The 26,029-nt window shown below is 43.5% G+C and carries 22 protein-coding genes; 14 read left to right on the forward strand and 8 right to left on the reverse strand.

The annotated features are described in order from the left end of the window. Nucleotides 1-67 precede the first annotated feature (67 nt). The 5 genes from CLV51_RS29620 (at nt 68) to CLV51_RS17630 (ending at nt 3,446) form a co-directional block, all read left to right on the forward strand. Nucleotides 68-742, forward strand: coding sequence for an ATPase (locus tag CLV51_RS29620; protein ID WP_106529366.1), 675 nt, complete (start codon nt 68-70; stop codon nt 740-742). A gap of 135 nt (nt 743-877) precedes the next feature. Beyond that, nucleotides 878-1,717 (forward strand): helix-turn-helix domain-containing protein, encoded by an 840-nt coding sequence (locus CLV51_RS17615; RefSeq protein ID WP_106529367.1) that lies wholly within the window; start codon nt 878-880, stop codon nt 1,715-1,717. 59 nt (nt 1,718-1,776) lie between these two features. Further along, on the forward strand, nt 1,777-2,223 hold the full coding sequence (locus CLV51_RS17620; protein WP_106529628.1) for a GNAT family N-acetyltransferase: 447 nt from the start codon (nt 1,777-1,779) through the stop codon (nt 2,221-2,223). A gap of 51 nt (nt 2,224-2,274) precedes the next feature. Then, the gene (locus CLV51_RS17625; protein ID WP_106529368.1) at nt 2,275-2,778 is read left to right on the forward strand and encodes a cupin domain-containing protein; all 504 of its coding nucleotides are present in this window, start codon (nt 2,275-2,277) and stop codon (nt 2,776-2,778) included. Between the two features lie 50 nt (nt 2,779-2,828). Further along, entirely contained in the window at nt 2,829-3,446 is a 618-nt protein-coding gene (locus tag CLV51_RS17630; protein WP_106529369.1) for a DUF4230 domain-containing protein, read from the forward strand. Nucleotides 3,447-3,457: 11 nt separating this feature from the next. Here CLV51_RS17630 and CLV51_RS17635 read toward each other — a convergent pair whose 3' ends face one another. Then, complete coding sequence (locus CLV51_RS17635) at nt 3,458-4,177, reverse strand: hypothetical protein (RefSeq protein WP_106529370.1); 720 nt, start codon at nt 4,175-4,177, stop codon at nt 3,458-3,460. Nucleotides 4,178-4,430: 253 nt separating this feature from the next. Here CLV51_RS17635 and CLV51_RS17640 point away from each other — a divergent pair, with 253 nt between their 5' ends. Continuing rightward, on the forward strand, nt 4,431-4,751 hold the full coding sequence (locus CLV51_RS17640) for an RNA recognition motif domain-containing protein (protein ID WP_079468754.1): 321 nt from the start codon (nt 4,431-4,433) through the stop codon (nt 4,749-4,751). Between the two features lie 415 nt (nt 4,752-5,166). Here the strand turns inward: CLV51_RS17640 and CLV51_RS17645 are convergent, their stop codons facing one another. The 4 genes from CLV51_RS17645 to CLV51_RS17660 form a co-directional block, all read right to left on the reverse strand. Then, nucleotides 5,167-6,489, reverse strand: a complete 1,323-nt coding sequence (locus CLV51_RS17645; RefSeq protein WP_106529371.1) for a dihydrolipoamide acetyltransferase family protein — start codon at nt 6,487-6,489, stop codon at nt 5,167-5,169. Nucleotides 6,490-6,559: 70 nt separating this feature from the next. Beyond that, nucleotides 6,560-7,807 carry a CinA family nicotinamide mononucleotide deamidase-related protein gene (locus CLV51_RS17650; RefSeq protein WP_245898812.1) on the reverse strand — a complete coding sequence of 416 codons (1,248 nt, stop codon included), beginning with the start codon at nt 7,805-7,807 and terminating at the stop codon, nt 6,560-6,562. Nucleotides 7,808-7,927: 120 nt separating this feature from the next. Further along, entirely contained in the window at nt 7,928-8,338 is a 411-nt protein-coding gene (locus tag CLV51_RS17655) for an acyl-CoA thioesterase (protein WP_106529372.1), read from the reverse strand. 44 nt (nt 8,339-8,382) lie between these two features. Further along, a complete protein-coding gene (locus CLV51_RS17660) occupies nt 8,383-8,790 on the reverse strand; it encodes a DoxX family protein (RefSeq protein ID WP_106529373.1) in 408 nt (135 codons plus the stop codon). Between the two features lie 320 nt (nt 8,791-9,110). Between CLV51_RS17660 and CLV51_RS17665 the strand changes: the two genes are divergently transcribed. The 3 genes from CLV51_RS17665 (at nt 9,111) to CLV51_RS17675 (ending at nt 15,018) form a co-directional block, all read left to right on the forward strand. Further along, on the forward strand, nt 9,111-12,191 hold the full coding sequence (locus CLV51_RS17665; RefSeq protein WP_106529374.1) for a tetratricopeptide repeat protein: 3,081 nt from the start codon (nt 9,111-9,113) through the stop codon (nt 12,189-12,191). A gap of 60 nt (nt 12,192-12,251) precedes the next feature. Further along, nucleotides 12,252-13,901 carry a hypothetical protein gene (locus CLV51_RS17670; protein ID WP_106529375.1) on the forward strand — a complete coding sequence of 550 codons (1,650 nt, stop codon included), beginning with the start codon at nt 12,252-12,254 and terminating at the stop codon, nt 13,899-13,901. A gap of 187 nt (nt 13,902-14,088) precedes the next feature. Further along, the gene (locus CLV51_RS17675) at nt 14,089-15,018 is read left to right on the forward strand and encodes an HU domain-containing protein (protein ID WP_106529376.1); all 930 of its coding nucleotides are present in this window, start codon (nt 14,089-14,091) and stop codon (nt 15,016-15,018) included. Between the two features lie 6 nt (nt 15,019-15,024). On the opposite strand, the gene CLV51_RS17680 is transcribed toward CLV51_RS17675, so the two are convergent. Next, the gene (locus CLV51_RS17680) at nt 15,025-15,921 is read right to left on the reverse strand and encodes an SDR family oxidoreductase (protein WP_106529377.1); all 897 of its coding nucleotides are present in this window, start codon (nt 15,919-15,921) and stop codon (nt 15,025-15,027) included. 269 nt (nt 15,922-16,190) lie between these two features. Continuing rightward, a complete protein-coding gene (locus CLV51_RS17685) occupies nt 16,191-18,281 on the reverse strand; it encodes a prolyl oligopeptidase family serine peptidase (protein WP_211302035.1) in 2,091 nt (696 codons plus the stop codon). A gap of 171 nt (nt 18,282-18,452) precedes the next feature. Between CLV51_RS17685 and pfkA the strand changes: the two genes are divergently transcribed. The 4 genes from pfkA to CLV51_RS17705 all read left to right on the forward strand — a co-directional run bounded on the left by pfkA (nt 18,453) and on the right by CLV51_RS17705 (nt 23,143). Next, nucleotides 18,453-19,433 (forward strand): 6-phosphofructokinase, encoded by a 981-nt coding sequence (gene pfkA, locus CLV51_RS17690; protein WP_106529379.1) that lies wholly within the window; start codon nt 18,453-18,455, stop codon nt 19,431-19,433. Nucleotides 19,434-19,445: 12 nt separating this feature from the next. Then, entirely contained in the window at nt 19,446-20,933 is a 1,488-nt protein-coding gene (gene pyk / locus CLV51_RS17695) for a pyruvate kinase (RefSeq protein ID WP_106529380.1), read from the forward strand. A gap of 193 nt (nt 20,934-21,126) precedes the next feature. Further along, nucleotides 21,127-21,696 (forward strand): TetR/AcrR family transcriptional regulator, encoded by a 570-nt coding sequence (locus tag CLV51_RS17700; RefSeq protein ID WP_106529381.1) that lies wholly within the window; start codon nt 21,127-21,129, stop codon nt 21,694-21,696. Nucleotides 21,697-21,736: 40 nt separating this feature from the next. Continuing rightward, on the forward strand, nt 21,737-23,143 hold the full coding sequence (locus CLV51_RS17705) for an MFS transporter (RefSeq protein WP_106529382.1): 1,407 nt from the start codon (nt 21,737-21,739) through the stop codon (nt 23,141-23,143). A 212-nt stretch (nt 23,144-23,355) separates the two neighbouring features. On the opposite strand, the gene CLV51_RS17710 is transcribed toward CLV51_RS17705, so the two are convergent. Beyond that, nucleotides 23,356-24,516, reverse strand: a complete 1,161-nt coding sequence (locus CLV51_RS17710) for an MFS transporter (RefSeq protein WP_106529383.1) — start codon at nt 24,514-24,516, stop codon at nt 23,356-23,358. 133 nt (nt 24,517-24,649) lie between these two features. Between CLV51_RS17710 and CLV51_RS17715 the strand changes: the two genes are divergently transcribed. Beyond that, nucleotides 24,650-26,005 carry an NAD-dependent succinate-semialdehyde dehydrogenase gene (locus CLV51_RS17715; protein ID WP_106529384.1) on the forward strand — a complete coding sequence of 452 codons (1,356 nt, stop codon included), beginning with the start codon at nt 24,650-24,652 and terminating at the stop codon, nt 26,003-26,005. The last annotated feature ends 24 nt before the right edge of the window (nt 26,006-26,029 follow it).

Consider the following 26,029-nt stretch of genomic DNA (forward strand, 5'->3'; position numbering starts at 1 on the left):
TGTTAATACGGGTTTATTAAAAGTAATTAATGTAACTATTCGCAGTTGTTTAGTTATATTTATATAGATGCCTAATCTATATATCATAGCTGGTTGTAATGGTGCCGGAAAAACTACCGCAAGTTATACAGTACTGCCTGAAATGCTTAACTGTAAAGAGTTTGTAAACGCGGATAGTATAGCAGCAGGGCTATCGCCATTTAACCCAGAGAGCGTAGCTTTTGAAGCGGGTAGAATTATGTTGCGAAGAATAAAGCACTGCTTAAGTGAAAAAGTGGACTTTGCCTTTGAAACAACTTTAGCTACAAGAAGCTATGTTTCGTTAATTAAAACAGCCAAAAAAGCAGGGTATGAAGTCACTCTACTCTACTTCTGGCTTAAATCACCCGAATTTGCTAAACAGAGGGTTGCTGAACGGGTAGAAGCAGGAGGCCATAGTATTCCAGCTGATATAATCGAACGCAGATACTACAGAGGAATTTCCAATCTTATGAATTTATATAATCCTGTTTGTGATAATTGGCTGGTTATTGATACTATGAAAATTATTCCGAATGATGTAATGAGCGGACCTGACAATACAAAAAAAGATCTAACTGAAAAGGTGATGCAAGGCATGAGAAAAGCCATGCGTAAACTTGTTGAAACCAGTGCTGTCAACAATAAAGAGCTGGTTGTAGGAGATAAAAATGGTAATCCCCAAAAAGTACCGGCAAAGGATTTATTAAAAACACTCCGATAGTCTGCGTGATTTCACCCTTAGATTATTTTTTCAATATAAAATATTTAACATATATTTACAATAACATCGCCACTTTAGCGTATGGTGTGATTTGCAGCGATAGCGATATCCTTTAAACACAACATTATTGTACCTATGAACTTCCATATCTATCACCCTTCGGATGCGCTGCGTCCATTTGTAAAGCAATACTATTATTGGGAAGATAATACCAGCGGTTTGATACAGCTGCCGCAAAACCTGTTTGCCCTCGGCGATCAGTACATGGTATTTATCCAGGAAGGGGAAGCCAGTATAAAGCCGGCCCATCACAAAGCCTTTACCCTGCCTCAAAATGCCATCGTCGGACATTTTACCTGTGCCTGTCAACTGCAGGTGAAGGGGCCCATCAAAATGGTGGTGGTACAATTAAACGCCTATGGCTGCTATCGCTTACTGGGACTGGATGTACCCAACTTTACCAATTATTACCGCAACCTCGCATTGCATGATAGTCCGCTATGGATGCAGTTATCAGCAGCATTGCCTAACATACAGCAACAGGAAATAATGCCGTTACTCAATACTACCTTCCAGGAAGCATTGGAACAACAGGCATGTACACTGAAACAGGTAGATGAAATGGCGGATTACCTGCTAACCAGCCAGGGTAATGTGAGCGTGGAGGAATTAACGCATATTTTCGGGATCTCCCGTCCTACGCTGGAGCGCATATTCACGGCTGTTGTGGGCTTACCACCGCAGTTATATGCACGGATGGTTCGTTATAAAACCGCGCTACGCTCTTTACAACAACTGAACTTACCACAATGGCAGGCCCAGGTAACACCTACTGCTTATTATAATCAGTCGATGTTTATACAGGATTATCTACTGTTTAATCATGAAGCACCTTCTTACTTTACACCTGCTGTGGAGGCCACCATTGCGCATATGCCGGCTTCCGGCCTGCAACAGGTAGCCGTTGCCAGTTAAGCAGCTGCAAATAAAATTATTTCCATATTTTAGTAAGCTCAATGCTAACTGAAATAAATATGGAAACCATCGAAGTAAAAGAAGGAGATTATATCATCTCTACAGATAAATCGAAACTGGACGAGAAAGCCATTCATGATTTTCTGGCCAACGAATCTTATTGGGCACAAAACATTCCCCTCAGCGTTGTAAAAAAATCGCTGGAGGGATCATTGTGTTTTGGGGTATTTCATGAAGATAAACAGATAGGCTTCGCCAGGGTAATTACAGATGGCGTTGCTTTTGCTTACCTGGCGGATGTATACATGCTGGTGCCTTACCGCGGAAAAGGGCTGTCGAAGTTCCTGATGCGCACCATCATGGCGCATCCTCACCTGCAGGGACTAAGGCGCTTTATGCTGGTGACCGCGGATGCGCATGAACTATACCGGCAATTTGGGTTTACCAGTGTGCCCAATCCGGAAAAAATCATGCAGATACATAACCCGCAGGCATATACGAAATAAAGCATACCATACTTTTTGATTAACTTACTCCAACAACATAACAGGTAACCTATGCAATACAGTGCTGCACATTGGCGTGAACAACTGAAACTGCAATCCCATGTAGAAGGCGGCGCCTTCCGCGAAACTTATCGCTCTGAATGGGTATTGGACATGACCACCCTTCCTGCCGGTATTACGGGCAACAGGAATGCATCTACCTGCATTTATTTTTTGCTGGAAGAAGGCGAGTTTTCTGCCTTTCACCGCATTGCAGCAGACGAGATCTGGCACTTCTATGATGGCCATACCCTCACCATCTATGAGATCGCTCCGGGTGGTAATCTGTTGATACACAAGCTGGGACGCGATATACAAAACGGAGAAAATTTACAGGTAATCATTACTGCCGGCAACTGGTTTGCTTCCCGGGTAGAAGTCCCCGGCGGTTACGCCCTTACTGGTTGTACCGTTGCTCCGGGCTTCGATTTTGCCGATTTTGAACTGGCAGAAAAAGCGCCCCTGCAGGCAGCTTATCCACACCATACTGAATTAATTGCCTCCCTGACCCGATAACGGCAACGGCTAATCGCTCTTGACTCCGGTCTTTTTACTAAATTACAGGTATGAAAAGAACCATCTACCTCGTTGTATTAGTATTGCTGGCAATCCTGATATTCTGGCTGGGCAAGCGTTTCGGCAGTACCTCGGTGAGTGAGCAGGTAATTTCCAACAGTACCATCGTAAAGGAAATTGCTGAACTGGCCAGTCTGGATGTACAGGGCTCCGCCAGTATTAAGCGCAGCAATATTGAAGAGAGCGGAGACTGGACCGATAACCTGAAGAAAACTTTTCTCGAAAACACCATCTGGGTAAGTATTCCTTACCAGGCTAAATTTGGTGTAAACATTGATGAAAAACTGTTTAAGGTAGAAATGACAGCTAAAAAAATTGTCATCAATCTGCCAGCTCCCCATCTGCTTAGTTATGAGCTGAAAATGGACCGGATGGAAACTTCCAACCGCAAAGGCTGGCTCCTTTTCCAGAACGATGAAACCTATACAGACGTTCAAAAAAAATTGTACCAGACCTCCAGGGCGCAACTGGAAAACAATACCATCTATATTGAGCAATCCAAAGAAAAAATAAAGAAAGTGATGATGCAATATTATGCACCATTCCTTAAAGATCATACGCTGGAGATTCGCTATGGTACAGCCACAGCAGCGCCGGCGCTAAAATAGGCTAACTGCCTTTACGCAGCGTTTTGCGCAATATATTTCACCAGGCTTTTTTTGGCAATAGGCAACAATGTTTCATCCACTGGCAATACCAATGGTGTTTCCACACAATATACAGCCGGATTAGGTAAGCTGCTGCGCTGACGTATCAGCATGGTTTTAATATGCCCGGTGGTATATACCAGGTCCTTTTTATATGCCTCCAGGTATTGTGTACGGATGCCCCGGAATTTCTCATCATGCCTTTCAAAAATGGTAAGGCGGTAAGTATAAACAAGCGTGTCGCTGTAACGACCATCGCACAGGAACAGGTAACCTTCTGCGGTTTCAAGGGGTACCAGTCCTACGGGGGTAATGCTTAGTTTATCTTCCACAAACTCATAGATCTCTGTACCTTCCTTTATAGTGCTGTTTAACTGCGGCAGGGAATATTGGATAATCGTCTCCAGTTCCTGCATCAGTTCATCGTCTGCTATCAGTTGTTCATATAGCAGTTGCAGTTTCTCCATATTAACAGCGGTGAGCCGTTTTGGAAACTGCTGTTGTAAAAACTGTTTGTTCTCCCTGAATGCCAACAGGTTGTTGTAATGGAAAATGATATCTGCCAGTTGTGGGTAGAGTTTGCTTTGGGTGAAGTAGTGATTAATGTCCTGCAGGTAGGCAAGCAAGGTATATTTTTTCAGCTCAAAGTCGATATAACCGTCTGCAAACCAGGTGTCGCTAAGTGCTCCCATGTGAATTTAATTTAATGGATCATGTACTGAATTTACGAAAAAAAAACCGCAAAAAGGAAGGTTATTTTAAGAATGAAAACTATTTTTAATAATAATTCAGCACCCCTGAAACCATTTACAGCAAAGGATCTAAGTAGGTAAAAGGGTAGTAAAAGAGTAGGCTATAGGAAAAATATTTTATTACTAACTTTTTTATTAGCGTAATTTTCATAACTTCAGTATATTATTTTTCATTTTTTTAATTTCAGTTATCATGAACATTTACGTAGCCAACCTGCATTATAGGTTGAACGATGAGGATCTCCATCAGATTTTCAGCGATTTTGGAGAGGTTACCTCCGCTAAGGTTATCAAAGACCATGAAACCGGCCGCTCACGTGGTTTTGGATTTGTGGAAATGCCTAATCAAGAAGAAGGAGCAAAGGCTATGGATAGTTTGAACGGCAGCGAGATCGAAGGTAAGCAATTGATGGTAAACGAAGCAAGACCTAAACAACCGAATAATAATTTTAAAGGTGGCGGTGGTAATAACCGTGGCGGCGGAGGATATGGTTCCCGCGACCGTCGTTATTAATCCCCTTATTCGGCACAAAGGAACAAGAAAAAAGGCGCTCTTAGGAGGGCCTTTTTTCGTCTTAAACTGTGATTTTTATGATTAATCTGATGATCCTGATGAGCGAAGATTTCAGCGGGTATTGTCTGAACCAGGATTTTTAGGATTGAATGGATTACCCTGATGGATGTTATGCTATTTTAGCAAAGACCATCTTAATAAAAAAAAAGTTAGATAAAGTATAACTAAAAGAAGAAACCCATATCGGTTAACCGATATGGGTTTCTTCTTTTAAAATATTGTTAATTAAGATAATCAACCTGATCTTCGGCACCCATCAGGGTAATCCATTCAATCCTAAAAATCCTGGTTCAGACAATACCCGCTGAAATCTTCGCTCATCAGGATCATCAGATTAATCATAAAAATCACAGTCTTAATAGCTCTTCTTTGGATCAAAATTCTCCAGCTCCTGCGCTACTGCACTCAGGAAAGTAGAACCCAGTGATCCGTCAACGATGCGATGATCATAGGACATGGAGAGATACATCATATGCCTGATACCAATAGTATCACCCTGTTCAGTTTCTATCACTACCGGACGTTTTTTGATAGCGCCAACGGCCAGGATAGCTACTTGTGGCTGGTTAATGATAGGTGTTCCCATCAAACTACCAAAGGTGCCCACATTGGTGAGGGTAAAAGTACCGCTCTGTGTATCTTCCGGTTTCAGCTTATTCTGACGTGCGGAATTAGCCAGGTGATTTACCTGTTTGGTAAGACCTACCAGGTTGAGTACTTCTGCACTTTTAATAACCGGAACAATCAGGTTACCACTTGGTAACGCAGTGGCCATTCCTATGTTGATATCTTTCTTAATAATAATTTTATCCCCATCCAGTGAACAGTTGATCAACGGGAAACGCTTGATACACTTCACAATCGCCTCTATAAACAATGGTGTGAAAGTAAGCTTCTCGCCTTCGCGTTTTTCGAAATCACCCTTTACACGATCGCGCCATTTCACCAAATTGGTGACATCGGCTTCTGCAAAGCTGGTTACGTGCGGGCTGGTATGTTTGCTCATCACCATGTGATTAGCAATCAGCTTACGCATACGATCCATTTCAATAATCTCTACATTACCGCTATAGGTAGGAGAAGAAACGGTGGTAGTAACCGCCGGTGGACGGGCAGCAGCAACGGAAGCTGTTACCGGTGCAGGTGTAACGTCTGCAACGATTTTACCTTCTTTACGATCTGCTACATATTGTAAAATATCTCTTTTTGTAACACGGCCATCATTGCCGGAGCCAGGAATCTTCTCCAGGTCAGCAAAGCTCACGCCTTCCTGTTGTGCAATAGTGAGTACCAGCGGAGAATAAAATTTAGCCCCACCGCCGGATACAGCTACTTCCCCAACAGATGCGGAAGTATGAACCGGTGCGGAAGTAAATTTAGGTTCCGTGGAAACAGATGTCACAGGTGCAACAGGAGATGAAGCCGCTGCTGCATCAGCATTGGTATTAATGCGGGCAATGACAGTACCGACAGCTACCACATCATTTTCATTAAAGAGCAGTTCCGTGATCTCCCCTTCTGCAATAGAAGGAACCTCGCTATCCACTTTGTCAGTAGCAATTTCAAGCACGGTTTCATCCACTTTTATGTGATCACCGGTCTTTTTATGCCAACGCAAAATGGTGGCTTCCATGATGCTCTCCCCCATTTTTGGCATTACCAATTCTACAATGGCCATAAGATTGATTTTAGCTTTAGTGCCCAACAAAAATAAGGGAATTGTACCAATTCAAAATACGCCAATATCCTTATTCTAAGATCAGTTTACGCAATTCATTCATAGCGTAAACTGCCGTCATTTGTATATTCCTCTCCCGGTCGTAGCGCAGCTGATATTTTACTGTCACTGCTTTAGTGGCATCCCCTACCGCTATCCATACAGTGCCAACGGGCTTCTCCGGCGTACCACCATCAGGTCCCATGATGCCGGATACGGCAATGGCGTAATCAACTTCCAGCAATTTGAGCGCGCCTGCCAGCATTTCACGTACGGTGGCCTCACTCACAGCTCCATGTGCCTCCAGCGTTTCCTTTTTCACCCCTAACAACTTCATTTTCATTTCGTTGGCGTAGGTAACAGCACTGCCTTTAAAATAAGCCGAACTTCCGGGAATAGCGGTAATAGCGCTCGAAATATAGCCACCGGTGCAGCTTTCAGCGGTACCCATGGTTTTACCTTTTTCCAGAAGCAATCTCCCTACTACATCACTGATAACAATATCCTGATCAGTAACCGTAATATCCAATAATATCTCTTTCATTTCATGAAAGAGGATACTCAACTCCGCAGCAGTGGTAAGTTTATCATCACCAAAGGCGGTGAGCCGCAGTTTCAGCAAACTATAGCTGGGCAGATAAGCCAGTTTAATATGTGCAGGCAACTTAGTTTCAAAGGCTACCAGTCGCTCGGCAACAAAAGATTCTCCCATACCGGAAGTCACCAGTGTTTGATGCACAACAGAAGGGGTACGAAAATGTTGCGCTAATTGCGGCAACACGTAATTTTCCATCATACCCTGCATTTCGTGCGGTACACCGGGCATAGACACATAAATCTTACCTTCTTTCTCAAACCACATGCCTGGTGCGGTTCCTCTCATATTATCAATGACCGTACACGCTTCCGGCACCATACTCTGATCTATATTGCGCTGCAATAAGGGTAAACCCCGGCTTTCAAAAATATGCAGCACATTTTTCAGTGCTACCTCATTTTGTACCAGGTGCGTATTAAAATATTCGCAAAGCGTTGGTTTTGTGATGTCATCTGCTGTGGGGCCCAGTCCTCCTGTGATCAGTACAATATCCGAAACAGCGGCCTCTTTGGCCATGGCTTCCATGATATCTTCTTTTATATCGCCAATGGCTACACGCCGATGCACCCAGATACCAATAGCATTCAGCTGCTGCGCTATCCAGGCGGAGTTGGTGTCGATTGTTTGTCCTATCAGCAGTTCATCTCCAATGGTGATAATACTGGTTGTTATCTTATCCACGTGGTTTCATTTTAATGGAAGCATTTAGCCTTTAGCGATTAGCTTTTAGCTAAATACAGCGAAGATAAAATAGTATTCTTTATTGCATTCAGCTAAAAGCTAATCGCTAAAGGCTAACAGCTATTTAAAAAACGGCGCCAGCACTTCTTTAAGTGCATCCGGCAAACCTGCTTTTTGCCGGGTATTTACATCTATAAATACCAGCGTGGTTACACCTACATTTAATAATTCGTTCTTTTCATTATACAACTCACTGTGAAACTGTATCTTAGAACTGTTGGGCAGTTCTTTTAGTATAGTCTTCACCGTTATCAGGTTGTCGTAATAAGCAGGGCGAAAATATTTTACATTTAATTCGGCAACCGGCATCATTACGCCTTGCTCTTCCAGCTCGCGATACGTGAAACCCAGTTCCCGTATAGCTTCTGCCCTTCCTACTTCATAATACAAGCCATAGTTGCCATAATACAGGTATCCCATCTGGTCTGTTTCACCATAACGCACCCTGATCGTAGTTGTACTGATAAACATGGTTCCTTCAATATTTTTTATCCGAAAAAATTCACACTAAATTTTTATTTACCCAATGCGCCATCTAAAGAAAATTTGCCCGGGCCTGTAAACAGGAGCGTTACAAATGCTGCCAGAAATAAAACAGCTAATTCTTTCTCCGTGATTGGCTTAGCCCCATCAATGATAAAAATGATGACGCTCATACAGATGATCAGTGGGATGGTGGCCAATCTGGTCAACAATCCCAATATCAGGAATACCCCACAAAATACTTCCGCAAAAACTGTCATGCCCAACGAAATTTTATGTCCTACACCCAAAGGATCGGGAAAAGAATTCATTTTGGCAGTAAAATTGATCAGCTTGGGCCAGCCATGCGTCAGTATCAGACCACCAAATACCAGTCGGAGTACTAGCATGGAAAAACTTACGGCGCCATTTGTAAAGCCGGTAGAGAACAGTTTTCTCATAGTAGGTAAGGTTTTTGCGCTTAAAATAATTTGTCGCAATATAGCTTAATAGCCTTTTTCTTGTATCCGGAGTTATCCACATTGTTGGAAACACAATCGAAAAAGAAAAGATATAACTTTTATATTTGCTGATACCGCAAAGACTTTTCCCGTAAAGACGCATAAGCAGCAAAGGCGCAAAGATAAATTGGTAGTAATAGCAAAATTCTTTGCGCTTATGCGTCTTTGCGGGAAACAAAAAGTTTGCATACCCCCCGGCTGGAAAATATTTCCTTCCGGGAATCGTTTTAAACGCATATTCAAGATATAACAGCTAAAGCATGCAATTCATAAGAAAAATTTTTATTCCCGGACAACTGTATTTATTCCTCCTGGCCTTTGCCGGTGCAGGTATTGCGGGCCTGCCTGCAGCACAGGCGCAGCAAACACGCACTTACACTGATCCGGAAAAAGTATTCAAGGATGCACAACAGTATTTTCAGCAAGAGAAATACGCAGTATCCATGCAGCTTTTCAAGCAAACAATTGATAATATCGATTATTTCCATGAAACAAACCGCGACCTGGTTAAAACAGATGCCTACTATTATTATACCATCTGCGCACTGAAACTGCAACAGGATAATGCGGAGAAACAGGCATTGGCATTTCTTAAACTGGCTAACAACAACGCCCGCGAAGAACTCGTTAGTTACCAGCTGGCCAAATATTATTTCCATCAAAATAAACTCAAAGAGGCCATCCCCCTCTATGAGAAAGCCAACATAGAAAACTTATCCAACGCGGAAATTGCCGAAGCGAAATTTGAACTGGCCTACTGCTACTTTAATGTAAAAGACTTTAAAAAAGCACAACCGCTGTTTGCATCTATCAAAGAAATACCCGGTAAATACTACATTCCTGCAAACTACTACTATGGCTTCATTACCTACTACAACCACCAATACGGTGAAGCCCTCAGCAGCTTCCAGAAAGTAGTAAAAGAACCTAAATACAGCAACGTAGTCCCTTATTATATAGCTGAGATCTATTATTTCCAGGGTAAAACGGATCAGCTCATCGCTTATACAGAACCCCTGGTTAATAAAGGCGGCCAATACTATGAAGCTGAAATGAAGCAACTATTAGGGAAAGCCTATTTTGAGAAAAAAGACTATAAAAAGTCTCTCCCCTATCTGCAGGACTTCCAGGATAATGCTGATGAAGTAAGAAACGAAGATATCTACCAGTTATCTTATGCTTACTATCAAACCAATAATCTCAGTAAAGCTATTACAGGATTCAAACAACTGAGCAGCTCCAAAGATTCACTGGGACAAAACTCCATGTACCTCCTGGGCGACTGTTACCTGCGCACCGGCCAGAAAGCCAATGCCCGTAATGCTTTTGCCTTTTGTGCCAACAACAGTTCCAATGCACAGCAACAGGAAATATCCCGTTTCAACTACGGCAAATTATCTTATGAGCTGGGTTATCCGGATGCTGCCCTCAGCGAGCTGACGCAGTTTGTACAGAAATACCCCAAATCCACTTATGATAAAGAAGCCAGAGAGATCCTGGTGAATCTTTTCATGAACAGCAATAACTATAAAGATGGTTTGGCTACGATTGAAATGATTAAAGATAAAAATCCTACAGTGCTCAAAGCCTACCAGAAAGTAGCTTACGGCCGCGCCACCCAGCTGATCAATGATCAGCAACTGGCAGAAGCCGACCGCCTGCTGGATATTGCTATCAGCAACCCATATGATCCACAGATCAAACAACTGGCGCATTTCTGGAAAGCAGAAATTGCCCTGCGACAGAATAAAACAAGCAATGCTATCACTAACCTGAACGCCTATCTGAATACGACGGCTCCTGTTTCCGGCGAAGCCAACGCACAAACGGCCAGTTATAACCTGGGCTACAGCTTGCTGAAAGAAGATAAGTACAATGAAGCGCTGCCTTATTTTGAAACGGCGCAAAGGACCAGTGGTCCTAATGCACAGCGTATTGCTACCGATGCTGCCCTCCGCAGCGCCGATTGTTACTATATGCTCCGTCAGTTCCCGAAAGCTATTACACTGTACGACCGCATCATTAATAACAATGAGCCCGGCTCTGACTATGCTACCTATCAGAAAGCCATCATCCTGGGTTTACAGGGTAAACAAAGTGAGAAACTGGCTTTGCTGAAACAACTGGGCAACAAATTCCCTTCTTCCGGATTCACCAACGAAACCGATATAGAAATCGCCAATACCTATCTCTCTGAAGAAAAATATTCAGAAGCTATTCCTTTCCTGGAAAATGTATTACAGAAACAACCAAATGGTGTCAATGCTCCACGTGCATTGCTGAAACTGGGTTTATGCTACTACAATAAAGACAACGACAGCAAAGCACTCGCTTACTATCGCCAGGTAGTGGAAAAATTCCCCGGCGCACCGGAAGCAAACGAAGCACTGCAAAGCATCAAAGCCATTTATGTAAGTCAGGGTAAAACAGACGATTACCTGGCCTTCCTGAAAGCAAGTGGCAGAACAGTAACTGCTTCTGCAGAAGATTCCCTTTCTTATGCCGCAGCAGAAGCAAGGTTTACCAGCAACGACTGCGCAGGCGCGACTTCCGCTTTTAACAGCTATATCCAGAAATATCCGAACGGTCAGTTTATCCTGCCCGCCTATTTCTACAAAGCAGAATGTGCCTATAACAATAAAGACTATACGAGTGCACTGCCCGCATATGAATTTGTATTATCCCGCAATAACAGTTTGTATGCCGAAAGATCTGCACTGCAAGCGGCTAATATCAATTTTTATCAGCAAAAAAATTATGATAAAGCGAGAGGCTATTATTTACAGTTACAGGACCTGGCTACCAGCAAGGAAAACAGCCTGACTGCCACCAGGGGCTTACTCCGCAGCAATTACCAGCTGAAACGCTGGGATGAAGTTTCCAACTACGCAGAAATCCTGTTGGGTGCTGCCAACATCAGTACTGATGATCAGATCATTGCACACTTCTACCAGGGTAAAGCAAAACAACAGGCCAAAGACTACGCCACCGCTATCACAGCATTCAAAACGGTAGCGTCCATGACCAAATCGGAAACAGGCGCTGAAGCCCGTTACAGCACCGCAGATTGTTACCTGCAACAAAACGATCTCGCAGCTGCTGAAAAAGCAGGTTTCGATGTTATCAAAAACACCCCCTCTTACGAAAACTGGGTGGCTAAATCATATATCCTGCTGGGAGATGTATACCTGCGTCAGCAGGACTATTTCAATGCCAAAGCTACTTACCAGAGTATTGTTACCAACAGTACTATTCCTGAACTGAAACAGGAAGCAAAAGATAAACTGGCGAAAGCAGAAGCAGAAGAAAAAGCAGCCGGTAAAAAACCAAAGAAACAATAATCATTTTCGGATTTCGATATTTTGGAATTTTCGGATTATCAGATTTAAGCTCAAGACAGCATGAACATTCAAACAATATATAGCAAACGAACTTTCATAATAACAGCACTGAGTGTTGCCGGTCTGTTGTCTTCAAAAAAGGCAGCAGCACAGGAACCGTTGAAACAGGAAACGATTGACATCATCTCTACCAATCAGCCTAAACTGCGGGACGCCTACAAACTCAATCTCACGGCCTCTTTGCCGGGTATTGACACCAGCAGGCCATCGCTCAAATACCAGGTACCGGCACTGAACCTGAATTTCATGTACCAGGCAGCACCATTAAAACCACTGGCACTGGGCAAAGACTCTCTCAACGCGTTGCAGAATAACTTTATTAAACTGGGTTACGGCAATTATAAAACACCATTCCTGCAGGCAGGCTTTGGCAGTGGCAGACATGACATGTATAATTACGGTCTGTATGTAAACTACACCGGCTCAAAAGGAAAAGAGATTCCAGACCAGGACTACAGCAACCTGAATGTACTGGCTTCCGGATCTTACCTGTTGCCTAAATTCCAGTTCAACGGCAGCCTCGGATATGATCGCAACACCGTTCACTACTACGGCTACAACCATGATACAACGAAGTACGAAAAAAAGGATATTGAACAAACCTTTAACCAGCTGACTGCTACAGTAGGTGTACAAAACCGGCCGCAAAACGACTGGGCATTTACCTTTCAGCCGCAGGTAAAATTTATTCTCTTTAATGATTCCTACAAGCGTACAGAAAATACTTTTTTACTGAAAGTACCGGTACGTAAACAGGTATTTGAAGATATCTACATTCAGGTGGAAGGAGTATTTGACCTGTCTACTTATAAACAAGATAACAACCGCGCCATCAACAACAATCTGGCGGCTATCCATCCTGCAGTAGACATCATGAAACCCGGATTTGTATTGCATGCCGGCGTAAATCCTACCTGGACCAACAGCAAATTTTATCTGCTGCCAGACATCGTGAATGAGTCGCACCTGATCCGTAAAAAACTGATCCTGAGCAGTGGATGGATTTCTTATTTTGAAAAGAATTCCTACCGCAACCTCGCCAATAAAAATCCGTTCCTCGCCGGCTTGCCGGGGGATATGATGAATACCCGTGTAGAAGAAAAATATACCGGTATCAAAGGTACGCTGGGCAGTCATTTCAACTATAACACCAAATTTGCTTCCGTTACCTGGTATGATATGCCGCTGTTTGTGAATGACAGCGCCAACACCAAAGTATTTACTACCCGCAACGAAACCATGTTGCGTGCCTTCCAACTGCATGCAGAAGTAGGTTATATAGAAGAAGAAAAATTCCAGGCACGTGTGAGCTTCGATTGGTACAACTACAACAAACAGGAAACGGAAGTGAAACCATGGCACCTGCCTCCTTTCCAGGGCGACCTGTTTGTACAGTATACGCTGGCTAAAAAATTACACCTGAATGCAGACATATTTGCACTCAGCGGTAGCTATTACCTGCTGCCAAACAAAGATTTCGGTAAAACCAAAGGCGCATGGGACCTGAACGCCGGCGCTTCATACGATATTGGCAGGAACTTCAATCTATGGGTGAATGCAAATAATATTTTCAATTCACACTATCAGCGCTGGTACCTGTACCCTACTTATGGGTTCAATGTGGTGGGTGGTGTGATGATTAAGTTTTAACTTAGCTGTGATTGTCTTACTCAGGATTAGACTGATTAAAATGATTATGCTGATTATATTTTATATAATCGATAATCCATACTGGGCTTACCCGATTCTTACAAAAAAATAAAATCAGCATAATCATTTTAATCAGTCTAATCGGGAGTAAGACAATCGGACTATTTAATCACCAAAAAATCTCACTTTGATACTTCAACAATACATTCAGGAAGTGCTGTTTAAGCAGCGGGTTTGTGTAGTACCACAGCTGGGAACATTTACTGTACAACATTTTCCCGCGCAATATAACGTTGCCGCACATACGCTGACCGCTCCGCGTGAGCAGGTAATATTTACCCAGCAATGGCAGGATGATGGCTCGTGCCTGGAGTGGATTGCACTCAAGGAGAACCTTGTTCCTGCTGTGGCACAACGGAAAATGGAAAAATACCTGGAAGAACTCAAGACTACCCTGCAATCAGGTAAACCATTGGTATTACCAGGCATAGGACAGCTCCAAGGCGATTTTACCGGCAATATCCATTTTCATGCAGAAATACTGCCGGTAGAACAGGAGTCAATACCTATTACACCCATACAACGACAAGAAACTAAAGCACCTGCACCCGCTCCCCAGGCGCCACCTCCCGTTACCATGCCACTGGAGCCAATGATGACGGAAGAAATGGAAGATACGCTGGAAGCAGTAACAGAAGAAGGTGGTTTCAAATGGTGGTGGGCAGGTATTCCTATTGCAATGGTAGTAATTGGTTTAGCTACCTGGTGGTATGTGTCTTCTCAGGCTGGTTCCCCGGGCCCGCAGGTACAGGCAGTAAATACAGATTCAATTAAAGCAAAGCAACTGGCAGATAGTATAAAAGCAGCTACACCGGTGACACCGCCCCCGCCGGATACACTGGCATACTTTGCTGTGGTGGAAGAGTTTAAAGACAGTGTAAGAGCCGCCAGACAAACAGCAAAAAGACAAGCGTGGAAACAGGAAGTAGTGATGTATAAAAGAGGTAACAGCTACAAGGTAGCCGCACCAATCAGATCCATTGCCAGCGATACCACTGCTGAACTGGAAAAAAAGAAAGTTTATTTTAAGAATAATAGAATATACCTGGATTTTTAATCCTTATTATTTTATTTCACCCGCCACAATCTCCAGCCCCTCTGCGAAAGTATGGGGCTGGTATCCCAGTTCTTTCACGGCCTTATCAATCAACAATCCTGTTTTGGCAGGTCGTGGTGCAGGCTGGGCAAGACTTCTCGCACTTATCTTCTCAACCAGTGCAGTGTCCAGTTTAAAATATTCGGCTGTTTGGATAGCCATATCATATGGCGTGAGTATATCTTTTCCGGAGATATTAAAAAAGCCGGTTGCCTTTTTATTGGCGATCAACAGGCAGCCCATCGCCAGATCATGACAGAGCGTGGGAGTACGCCACTGATCATCTACCACTTTTACTTTCTTGCCTTGCTGCAAATTATTTTTCACCCAGGTAATCATGTTGCTGCGATGCGGATCGGCTACTACGCCATATACCAATACCGTGCGTACAATCGCCCATTGTAATTTACTGTTGTGTACCAGTCGCTCTGCAGCTACTTTACTGGTGCCATAATAATTAATTGGATTCACTGCAGCCTCTTCACTGTAAGGTCCCTGTAAACCATCGAACACAAAGTCGGTGGACAGGAAAATGAAGAAAGCATTGCAACTCTCTGCTGCATGGACAAGGTACCGTGTAGCACCTACATTGGTGTCCCAGCAGCCATCTTTATTCTTCTCGCAGTCATCCACCTGCGACATCGCACCACCATGAATAATGATGTCCGGTTTATGCTTTTCTACCAGCTGCTTTACGCTGCCGGCATCACGGAGATTGACCGCTTCATAAGTGTAATTATCCCTCATGGGAAAACGATTAGGCCCTCTGCCAGTGGCTATTACATCATATTTTCCATCTTGCAGAAAAAGCGGGATCAAATGTTGTCCCAATAATCCGTTACTACCAGTTATAAGTACCTTCATAAAGCCATATTCAATACGCTATCTTTAAAGATAAGGAAAAAAAGCAGAAAGAAGGCCTTCGGCCTTTGTCTTTTCTTTACCATGATTTTGATGATTAATCATGATTTTTCTGATTTCATTTTCTTTTAAAAGATAGCTATTACGTTTAATAATATGCTTTGGGAAAATCAGTAAGCATACTGATTAGCAAGAAATAAAATCAGAAAAATCATGATTAATCATCAAAATCATGGTAAAGAAAAGACAAAGGCCGAAGGCCTTCCCCTTCGCTATTTTTTCATTCCCAGATTATACATTGTAAATGCCCAGATATCTGCCGCCTCATCAATCAATTTGGAAGTGGGTTTACCCGCTCCATGCCCTGCCTGTGTTTCAATCCGGATCAGGGTTGGATTAGGTCCGGCGTTACATGCCTGCAAAGTAGCTGCAAACTTAAAGGAATGTGCAGGCACTACACGGTCATCATGATCTGCAGTAGTAATTAATGTGGCAGGATAAGATGTACCGGGTTTCAGGTTGTGCAACGGCGAATATTTTACCAGGTATTTAAACTGGTCTGCGTTGTCGCTACTGCCATATTCCACTGCCCAGGCCCAGCCTATAGTGAATTTCTGAAAACGAAGCATATCCATCACGCCTACCGCCGGTAAGGCTACTTTAAACAGCTCCGGACGTTGGGTCATACAGGCACCTACCAGTAGTCCACCGTTGGAACCGCCGCGGATGGCGATCTTAGCAGGATTGGTGTACTTTGTTTGGATCAGGTGTTCTGCTGCGCCAATAAAATCATTGAACACATTTTGTTTTTTGTCCAGCATACCTGCCTTGTGCCATGCTTCGCCGTATTCGCTGCCACCGCGTAGTGCTACCACCGCATATATACCTCCCTGCTCCATAAAATACAGGTTGGATACGCTGAAGCCCGGTGTTTGCGCGATGTTAAAGCCACCATAACCATAAATCAGTACGGGATTGTTGCCATCCGGTTTGATTCCTTTCTTATATGAGAGGAACATAGGTACGCTTGCACCATCTTTACTGTGAAAGAATACCTGTTTGGTTTCGTAATCCTCCGGATTAAACTTCACCGCTGCCTTATTATATAAAGAAGAGGTGCCACTGCTGATATCGTATTTATATACAGTAGGCGGTGTAACAAAAGAAGTATAGGAATAAAAGATTTCCTTATCTTCTTTTTTACCATCAAATCCGCTGGCAGTACCTATTCCAGGCAGTTTAATTTCATGCCCCTGTTTACCGTTATAATCATATTGATACATGGTAGTAGCTGCATCTTTCAGGTAAGCAAGAAATAATTTGCCGCCTGCAGTGTGTGCGCCCTGCAATGCGTCTTTCTTTTCGGGCACAATGATTTTCCAGTTGGCAACTGCCGGATTAGCCGGATCAATCAATACCACTTTATAATTAGGCGCGTCGTGATTGGTGCGTACCAGTAATTTATCGCCATCATTATCTATTACCTCAGGCTCGTAGCTGAAACCTTTTATCAGCAATACAAAATCTTTCTGAGCAGGGTTTTGCAGATCGCGATACCAGAGTTCGCGGCCGGAGGTGCCTTCTGAAGTACCCAGAATGAGAAAACGTTCATCTTCTGTGACGCTCACACCGGCGTTGCGCAGCGGATGATCTTTATCTGCATAAATTAATTCATCCTGCTCCTGTGCATCACCGAGTTTGTGATAATATACTTTCTGGAATTCATTCTTTTTAGACAGCTTGCTTTGTTCATCGGGTTTATCATAGCGGCTATAGTAGAAGCCATTCCCTTTCCAGGCAAGGCCACTGAATTTAACCCATTCCAGTTTATCAGACAGCAGTTGCCTGGTTTCCACGTCCATGACAAAACCTTCCTGCCAGTCGGAGCCGGCTTTTGCAAGGAGATAGGCCAGATGTTTACCATCTTTGGAAAAACTCATCGTACCTAAAGCAGTGGTACCGGCGGCAGAGAGTTTATTGGGGTCGATAAATACTTCCGGGGTTCCGCCTAAAGTGGCGGTGCGATACAGGATAGCCTGATTTTGCAATCCGTCATTTTTAAAGAAGTAGTAATAATTACCATGTTTAGTCGGCGCACCGATTTTGGGGTAATTCCACAATTCTTCCAATCTTTTTTTTATCCCGCTGCGGAAGGGGATTTTTGAAAGATATTCCTGTGTTACTGTATTTTCTGCGTCCACCCAGGCTTTTGTTTCCGCGCTATGGTCGTCTTCCAGCCACCGGTAAGGGTCTGCGACTTTTGTGCCGTGATAATCATCTGTCGTATCTACTTTCCTGGTGTCGGGATAGGTGATAGGGTGTTGTTGTGCTGTAACCTGTCCTGCCATTAGTGTCATGCTCATAATTAGCCAAATCTTATTATTATTTTTCAACATGCATAATATTTTTTAAAAAAATTAGCTACTTTGTTTGATGGAAATTAAAAATTTAGGTTATTTCATCAGATAACTGTTAGAAAACAATTGCAAAATGTTATTTTTGTGCGCCTTTAAGATATTTTTTTAGCAATTTATATGAAAAAACTGAACAACATTGCAGTCCTTACATCGGGAGGAGATGCTCCTGGCATGAACGCCGCAGTTCGTGCAGTTGTAAGAACGGGCATTTATCATCAGCTGAATGTGTACGGCATAATGTACGGCTATAGGGGAATGTTGAAAAACGAAATCTTCCCGATGGAGTCCAAATCTGTGGCTAACATCATTCAACGCGGGGGCACCATCCTGAAGACCGCCCGTTGCAAAGAGTTCTATGAATATGAAGGGCGAAAAAAGGCTTACGAGAATCTGAAAAAACACAACATTGACGGGTTAGTGGTAATTGGTGGAGACGGCTCGTTTAATGGTGCGCAAAAGTTCAGCCAGGAATTTGACATTCCGTGTATAGGCTTGCCTGGTACTATTGATAAGGACATTGCAGGAACTGATTCTACTATTGGATTTGATACCGCGGTAAATACTGCGATTGAAGCCATTGACAAGATCAGGGACACAGCGGATGCACATGACCGCTTATTTGTGATAGAGGTAATGGGCCGCGATGCCGGTTACATTGCTTTACACAGCGGCATTTCTACCGGTGCGGAACACATCCTGCTGCCTGAGCGAAAAACCGAAGTAAATGACATCATTGAAGAACTGCAGGCTAATGAACGCCGCAGAAAACTGGTAAACCTCATTGTAGTAGCTGAAGGTGATGAAACCGGTGGCGCTGCTGAAGTTGGCCGTATCATCAAAGAAAGATGCCCGCAGCTGGATACCCGTGTATGTATCCTTGGCCATATCCAACGTGGTGGCGCTCCCTCCTGTACAGACCGTATACTGGCCAGCCGCATGGGCTACGCAGCCGTAGACGCCCTTCTCGAAGGCATACACAATGTAATGATCGGTATTGTTAATGACAAGATCCATTACACTCCTCTTGATAAAGCTGTTAAAGCCAAACAGGAAATTGACCCCGAATGGTTTAAGATTGTTAAAATTCTTGCGAGTTAAAAAATTAGACTTATGAGTACAAAGGATCTATCGAAATACTTTCACAAGCAGATGGATAACGCTGCGGGTAGAGAGCACTCTTCGCACAAAACTAAAATTGTAGCTACTGTAGGCCCGGCCTGTGATACCTATGAACAACTGCTTACATTGGTAAAAGCCGGTGTAAATGTGTTTCGCCTGAATTTTTCACACGGTTCACATGAAGATAAATTAAGGATCATCGGATATATCCGTCAGATCAATAAAACCGAACCTTACACCGTAGCTATCCTGGCCGATTTGCAAGGACCTAAACTGCGTGTAGGTGAAATCGAAAACAATGCACTGCCGCTGAAGAAAGGTGATATCCTCACTTTCGTAAACGAGAAGCTGGTAGGCAACATGGAAAAAATTTACGTTTCCTATCCCGACCTCTATAAAGATCTTAAACCCGGCCAGAAAATTTTGCTGGACGATGGTAAAATAGAAACAGTTGTAAAAGAAATCACTGCCAACGGTGAAATCAAAGCAGAAGTATCTTTACCTGGTGTATTGTCTTCTAAAAAAGGCTTCAACCTGCCAGATACCAAAATATCCCTGCCGGCACTGACAGAAAAAGATATCGTTGACCTGGAATTTATCATTGATCACGAATGTGATTGGGTAGCGTTGTCTTTTGTAAGAAGTGTAAAAGATCTGTCTGAACTGCGCAAACGTCTGGAAGCACGTGGTTCCAAGATGAAAATCATCTCTAAAATAGAGAAACCTGAAGCTATTCAGAACCTGAAAGAAATTATATGGGAAAGTGATGGTGTGATGATTGCCCGTGGTGACCTCGGTGTAGAACTGCCGGTAGAGCAGATCCCGATGATCCAGAAGGACATTATCCGCAAATGTATCCACCGTGCCAAGCCTGTAATTGTGGCTACACAAATGATGGAGAGCATGATGGACCGCACCCGTCCTAACCGTAGTGAAATCACCGACGTGGCCAATGCAGTACTGGAAGGCGCTGATGCCGTAATGCTGAGTGGTGAAACCGCTACCGGTATGTTCCCTGAACTAGTGATACAAACCATGAACAAAATCATACAGGAAGTGGAAAAAGAAGCGATCATTTACAACCGTAACCTGATCCCTCACCGCCACTCTCCTACCTTCCTCAGCGATGCACTGTGTTACAACGCGTGTAAAATTGCGGAAGACCTGGATGCAGATGCACTCATTGGTATGACCCAGAGTGGTTACACCGGCTTTATGCTGAGTAGCTACCGTCCACGCAGCCCACTCTATATCTTTACCAAAGAAAGATCACTGGTTAATCAGCTGAGCCTCAGCTGGGGTGTACGCGCTTTCTACTACGAAGAAGAAGAAAGCCTGGATGATATCGTTTTCGATCAGATCAACATCCTGAAAGAAAGAGGATTTATTAAAACTGGCGACGTAGCGGTTAATACCGGTAGCACACCCGTTAAACAACACTTGCCAACTAACATGCTGAAGATTACGAAAGTAGAATAATATCTGGCAATTAGCAATTAGCGCTTAGCTTTTAGCTTTTAGTAAAATGCAGCGGAGATTAACATATATACTATGTTCTCCGCTGCATTTTTTGCTAACAGCTAAATGCTAAGCGCTAATTGCTTATCCTCTTTTTTTTAGCACCAACATATACAGACTTGTCTGTTTTAAAAATAAAGTCTAATATTGTATCATGAAAGAACAGGGCGCCAAAGAAAGAATTATCAGTACAGCCTGTGACCTGTTTTACAAACAAGGTTATCAGGCCACTGGTATTAACCAGATCATTGAAGAAGCCGGCATTGCCAAAGCCAGCCTCTATCAACACTTCCCATCGAAAGAAGCATTGCTGAATGAATACCTGCTGATAACCCGGCTGAATAATTATGAACACCTGCTACAGTTCACCGCTAAGATGCATCCTGGAAAACAAAAGCTCATGGGCCTGTTTGAATGCCGCCTGGAACGTATGGAAACCAGCAACTTCAAAGGCTGTGCATTTATTCGCATTGCCTACGAATTACCAGGACTGAACCAGGAAGCCACCGCACAGGTACATGCACATACACAAGGACTCAAAACTTTTATAGAAGAACAACTGCTCGTTATCAAACATTCTTTTCCGAAAGGAGAATTAAGGGAGATGACCGACATGCTATTAAACTTATACGAAGGAGCCGGCCTCCAGGGCTATATACAGCGATCCGTTAAACCTATGGAAGACACCAAAAAAGTAGTCCGGAAACTCATCGCCACTTTATAATCAAGACGCTTATTTTATCTCCATAAAAAAATTTATCCGAATGAAAACAGACCAGTCTGTATATATTCAGCCAACCACCATTAATCCATGGCTATCACTGGCAGTTATCCTGCTGGCACCATTAATAACGGTCATTGATGTATTTATTGTAAACATCAGCACACCGGCTATCAAAGCATACTTTCATAGCTCAGATGCAGCACTGGAACTGGTAATAGCCTCCTATCTATTGGGATACGCTGTGTTCCTCATCACCGGCAGTCGCGCAGGTGATTACTTAGGAAAGAAAAAAGTATTCATCATTGGTCTGGCCGCATTTACCATCACTTCTGCACTGTGCGGATTTTCCAATTCTATGGAGATGCTGATTATATCAAGATTCCTGCAGGGAATTTCAGCTGCTTTTACGGTGCCGCAAACCATTACACTGATCCAACTGAATTTTCAGACACCGGAAGACAGAGATAAAGCCTATGGCTTATATGGCATGGCATTAGGCACCGGCGCCACATTGGGACAATTCCTGGGTGGCTACTTTGTAACTTCTCACCTGATTGCCGACAGCTGGCGGTTGATCTTCCTCGTAAACTTACCAGTAGGGCTGATTGCCATTACGCTCGCTTACTTTTTTGTACAGGAATCACAACAAAATAAATCCACCCGCTTTGATGTACCGGGTATTATATTACTGACACTGGCGCTAACGCTTCTCATCTATCCTATCATACAAGGCACAGAGCTGGGTTGGCCTGCATGGACCATCGGCATGCTGATAGCAGCAATACTGTTGTTGATAATTTTTGTATGGTATCAGAAAAAACTAAGAGATCAGCAACGCGATCCGTTGGTACCGCTGGACCTCTTCCGCATAAAAAGTTTTAACACCGGTATCATCAGTGTGCTATTCTTTTTTGGTGTAAATACAGCCTACATTTTTGCGGTATCTATCTTCTTTCAAAATGGTTTTCATATGTCGCCGTTTACAGCAGGAAATTATTTTGTGATGCAAACCATTCCCTTTCTGCTGGCCTCTTTATGGTCCATTAAAAATGCAGCGTGTTATGGCAACCGCTTATTACAGGTGGCCATTGCCCTGCAAATGACTTCTTTCATAATGCAATTAATATTGTTTCGTGGTACCGAATTAAGTCCTTATGCTATTCTGCCTGCTTTGATCCTTTACGGTACAGGCTCCGGAATAGTCATGCCCTCACTTTTAAAAGTAGCCATGTGGGATGTACCTCCTGCTAAAGCAGGTGCCGCAAGTGGTGTGTACTCTACCATTCAGCAGTTTGCTTCTGCGTTGGGAGTAAGTATGCTGGGGGGAGTTTTTCTGTACCTCGCCCGTACTACCGGCAACTTCTATATGGCGTATAAAGTAGCCTTATTTTGTATGATGGGATACCTCCTGGTGGTGATGGTAACACTAAACAGGAATAAACGTTAGAAGGCCTTCGGCCTTTATCTTTTCTTTAGCAGGATTAGACTGATTTAGATGATTTTTCTGATTTTATTTTCTTTAAAAGATGATTATACTATTTTATAATATGCTTTTAGAAAATCAGTAAAAATATTGATTAACAAGAAATAAAATCAGGGTAATCATCTAAATCAGTCTAATCCTGCTAAAGAAAAGACAAAGGCCGAAAGCCTTCCACACTACTTCTCTTTTTTATATGTTGTCAGATAAATTATAAACGCCAGTGTAATTAAAGCGGTGCCCGCAATACATACGCCATTCCATTTTGCTACAGACCACACCCACAGCCCAATACCGGAGCCCAGCGAAGTACCGATAAAGCTAAAGGTCATGAACACGGTATTCAAACGATTACGCGCTTCTGGTAACAAAGCGTAAATACGTGTTTGATTGGATACGTGAATTCCTTGTAAACCAAGATCTATAGCGATAATGCCGATAATAATACCGATCACATTTGCCTGGAATATATAGAAAAGAAAATAACCAATAAATAAACAGATAATACCATACCCAATGGCTATACGCGGATTTTTTTTATCAGCGATACGTCCTATCAATGGTGCCCCCAAAGCGCCGGCAGCGGCTGCCAGTCCCATGAAACCTATTTGTTCACTTGTATAATTAAACGGCGCATCATTTAATAAAAATACGACTGTTGTCCAGAACATGCCAAACATAGCAAAGCAGCATGCATTGATAGCAGATGCCTCACGCAGCATAGGTTGTTCTTTGATCAGCGTTAACAACGACTTCATCAGATCACCGTAAGTACCACTGAATTTAGGTTTGCTTTTAGGGAAAGATAAAATCATAATCACTGCCAGTAACGTACTGATTCCTGCTGCTATCCAGAACATCCCGCGCCAGCCAAAGTGGTGGCCAATGATGCCGCTGAGTGTGCGGGATAATAATATACCTACCAGCAGGCCGCTCATAATGGTACCAATCACTCTGCCACGACTGGCAGGATCTGAAAGATTAGCCGCCAGTGGTAAAATCAGTTGTGGTACTACAGAAGTAAAACCGATAAGTAAACCAGTGATCTTGAGCATCGTAATGTTCACAGACATCGCTGCTGCTATCAGCGCCAATACCGCCGTGAGCGTCATAACGACGATCTGCCCTTTACGCTCCAGTTTATCGCCCAGTGGTACACAAAATAATAATCCCAGGGCATAACCCACCTGCGTGAAAAAAGTTACCTGTCCTGCGCTGGCGTCGGATACGCCAAATTCCTTTCCCATCAGTGCCAGCAAAGGCTGACTGTAATATATATTTGCTACAATCAACCCTGTACAAAGGGCCATGACCATAATATTCCATCTGCTAAGAACCATATAATCGTGCTATTATTTGCGAGGCAAAGATACATAAAGCAGTTAGCCTTTAGCTTTTAGCAGTTAGCTTTTAGCGGAAAAAGGTAAATTTGTAATAGTAGCTACTAAAAGCTAACTGCTAAAAGCTAAAAGTATGTTTACAAGCATTAATCCGTTTACACAGGAAACCATTGCAGCATATGCAGCACACACGGAGCAGGAAATAGAACAAAAATTACAGCAGGGTGACAAGGCTTTCCGGCAGCTGTTACAGGTATCATTGGAGCAACGCCGGCAGTGGATGATGCAGGTAGCAAAATTGCTGAAAGACAATGTAACGGAACATGCTGCCCTGATCACCAGGGAAATGGGAAAAACACTGAAAGAAGCGAAAGCAGAAGTATTGAAATGTGCCACATCAGCAGAATATTATGCAGAAAATATTACTGCTATGCTGGAACCCAAGCCCATTATCTCCGATGCCTACAAGAGCTATGTATCTTATGAGCCCAAAGGTATCATCCTGGCTATTATGCCCTGGAACTTCCCGTACTGGCAGGTTTTCCGCTTTGCCATTCCAAATATACTCGCCGGCAATACTGGTCTTTTGAAACATGCCAGTAATGTAAGTGGCTGCGCATTAGCCATAGAAAAGGTTTTCGCTGATGCCGGCTTTCCGGCAGGCACTTTTCAGTCGGTGCTGGTATCTTCCAAAAATATCGAACCAATCATTGCAGACCCACGTGTACAAGGCGTTACGCTTACCGGCAGCACACCGGCAGGTAAAAGTGTAGCTGCACTTGCAGGGAAGTACATCAAAAAAACGGTGCTGGAACTGGGTGGCAGCGATCCTTTCATCGTTTTAAAAGATGCGGACCTGGAAGCCGCCGCCAAAACAGCAGTGCAAGGACGCATGCAAAACGCCGGACAGTCGTGCATTGCAGCCAAACGCTGGATTGTGGAAAAAGAAGTAGTACCCGCCTTTACAGCAGAGGTAAAGCGTATCCTGCAAACCCTTCAACAGGGTGATCCTACATTGGAGACGACCAACATGGGGCCCATGGCGCGTCCTGACCTCGCAGCAGCATTAGCCAAACAGCTACAGGACACTATCAGGGAGGGCGCCATACTGGAGTTGGGTGGCACGTATGAAGGCTGTAACTTTGCGCCTACTCTGCTCACCGGGGTAACAAATAATATGACAGCTTTTAAAGAAGAAACTTTTGGTCCGCTGGCAGTGATCATTGAAGCCGCCAATGAAGAAGAGGCCATCGCACTGGCCAACGAAACAGACTTTGGCCTGGGTTCCGCACTCTGGACCAGCGACCTGGATAAAGCAGCACGGCTGGCTACCCGGATTGAAAGCGGTAACGTATTCATTAATGCCATGGTGCGCTCTGATGCCCGTTTGCCCTTTGGTGGTGTGAAACAATCCGGTTACGGCCGCGAACTATCACTGGAAGGCACACACGAATTCCTGAATGTAAAGACAGTTTATATACAACAATAAAAATTTCTCATTTTGATATTTATG

It is taken from the genome of Chitinophaga niastensis (genome assembly GCF_003014755.1).
GTDB classification, from domain to species: Bacteria; Bacteroidota; Bacteroidia; order Chitinophagales; family Chitinophagaceae; genus Chitinophaga; species Chitinophaga niastensis.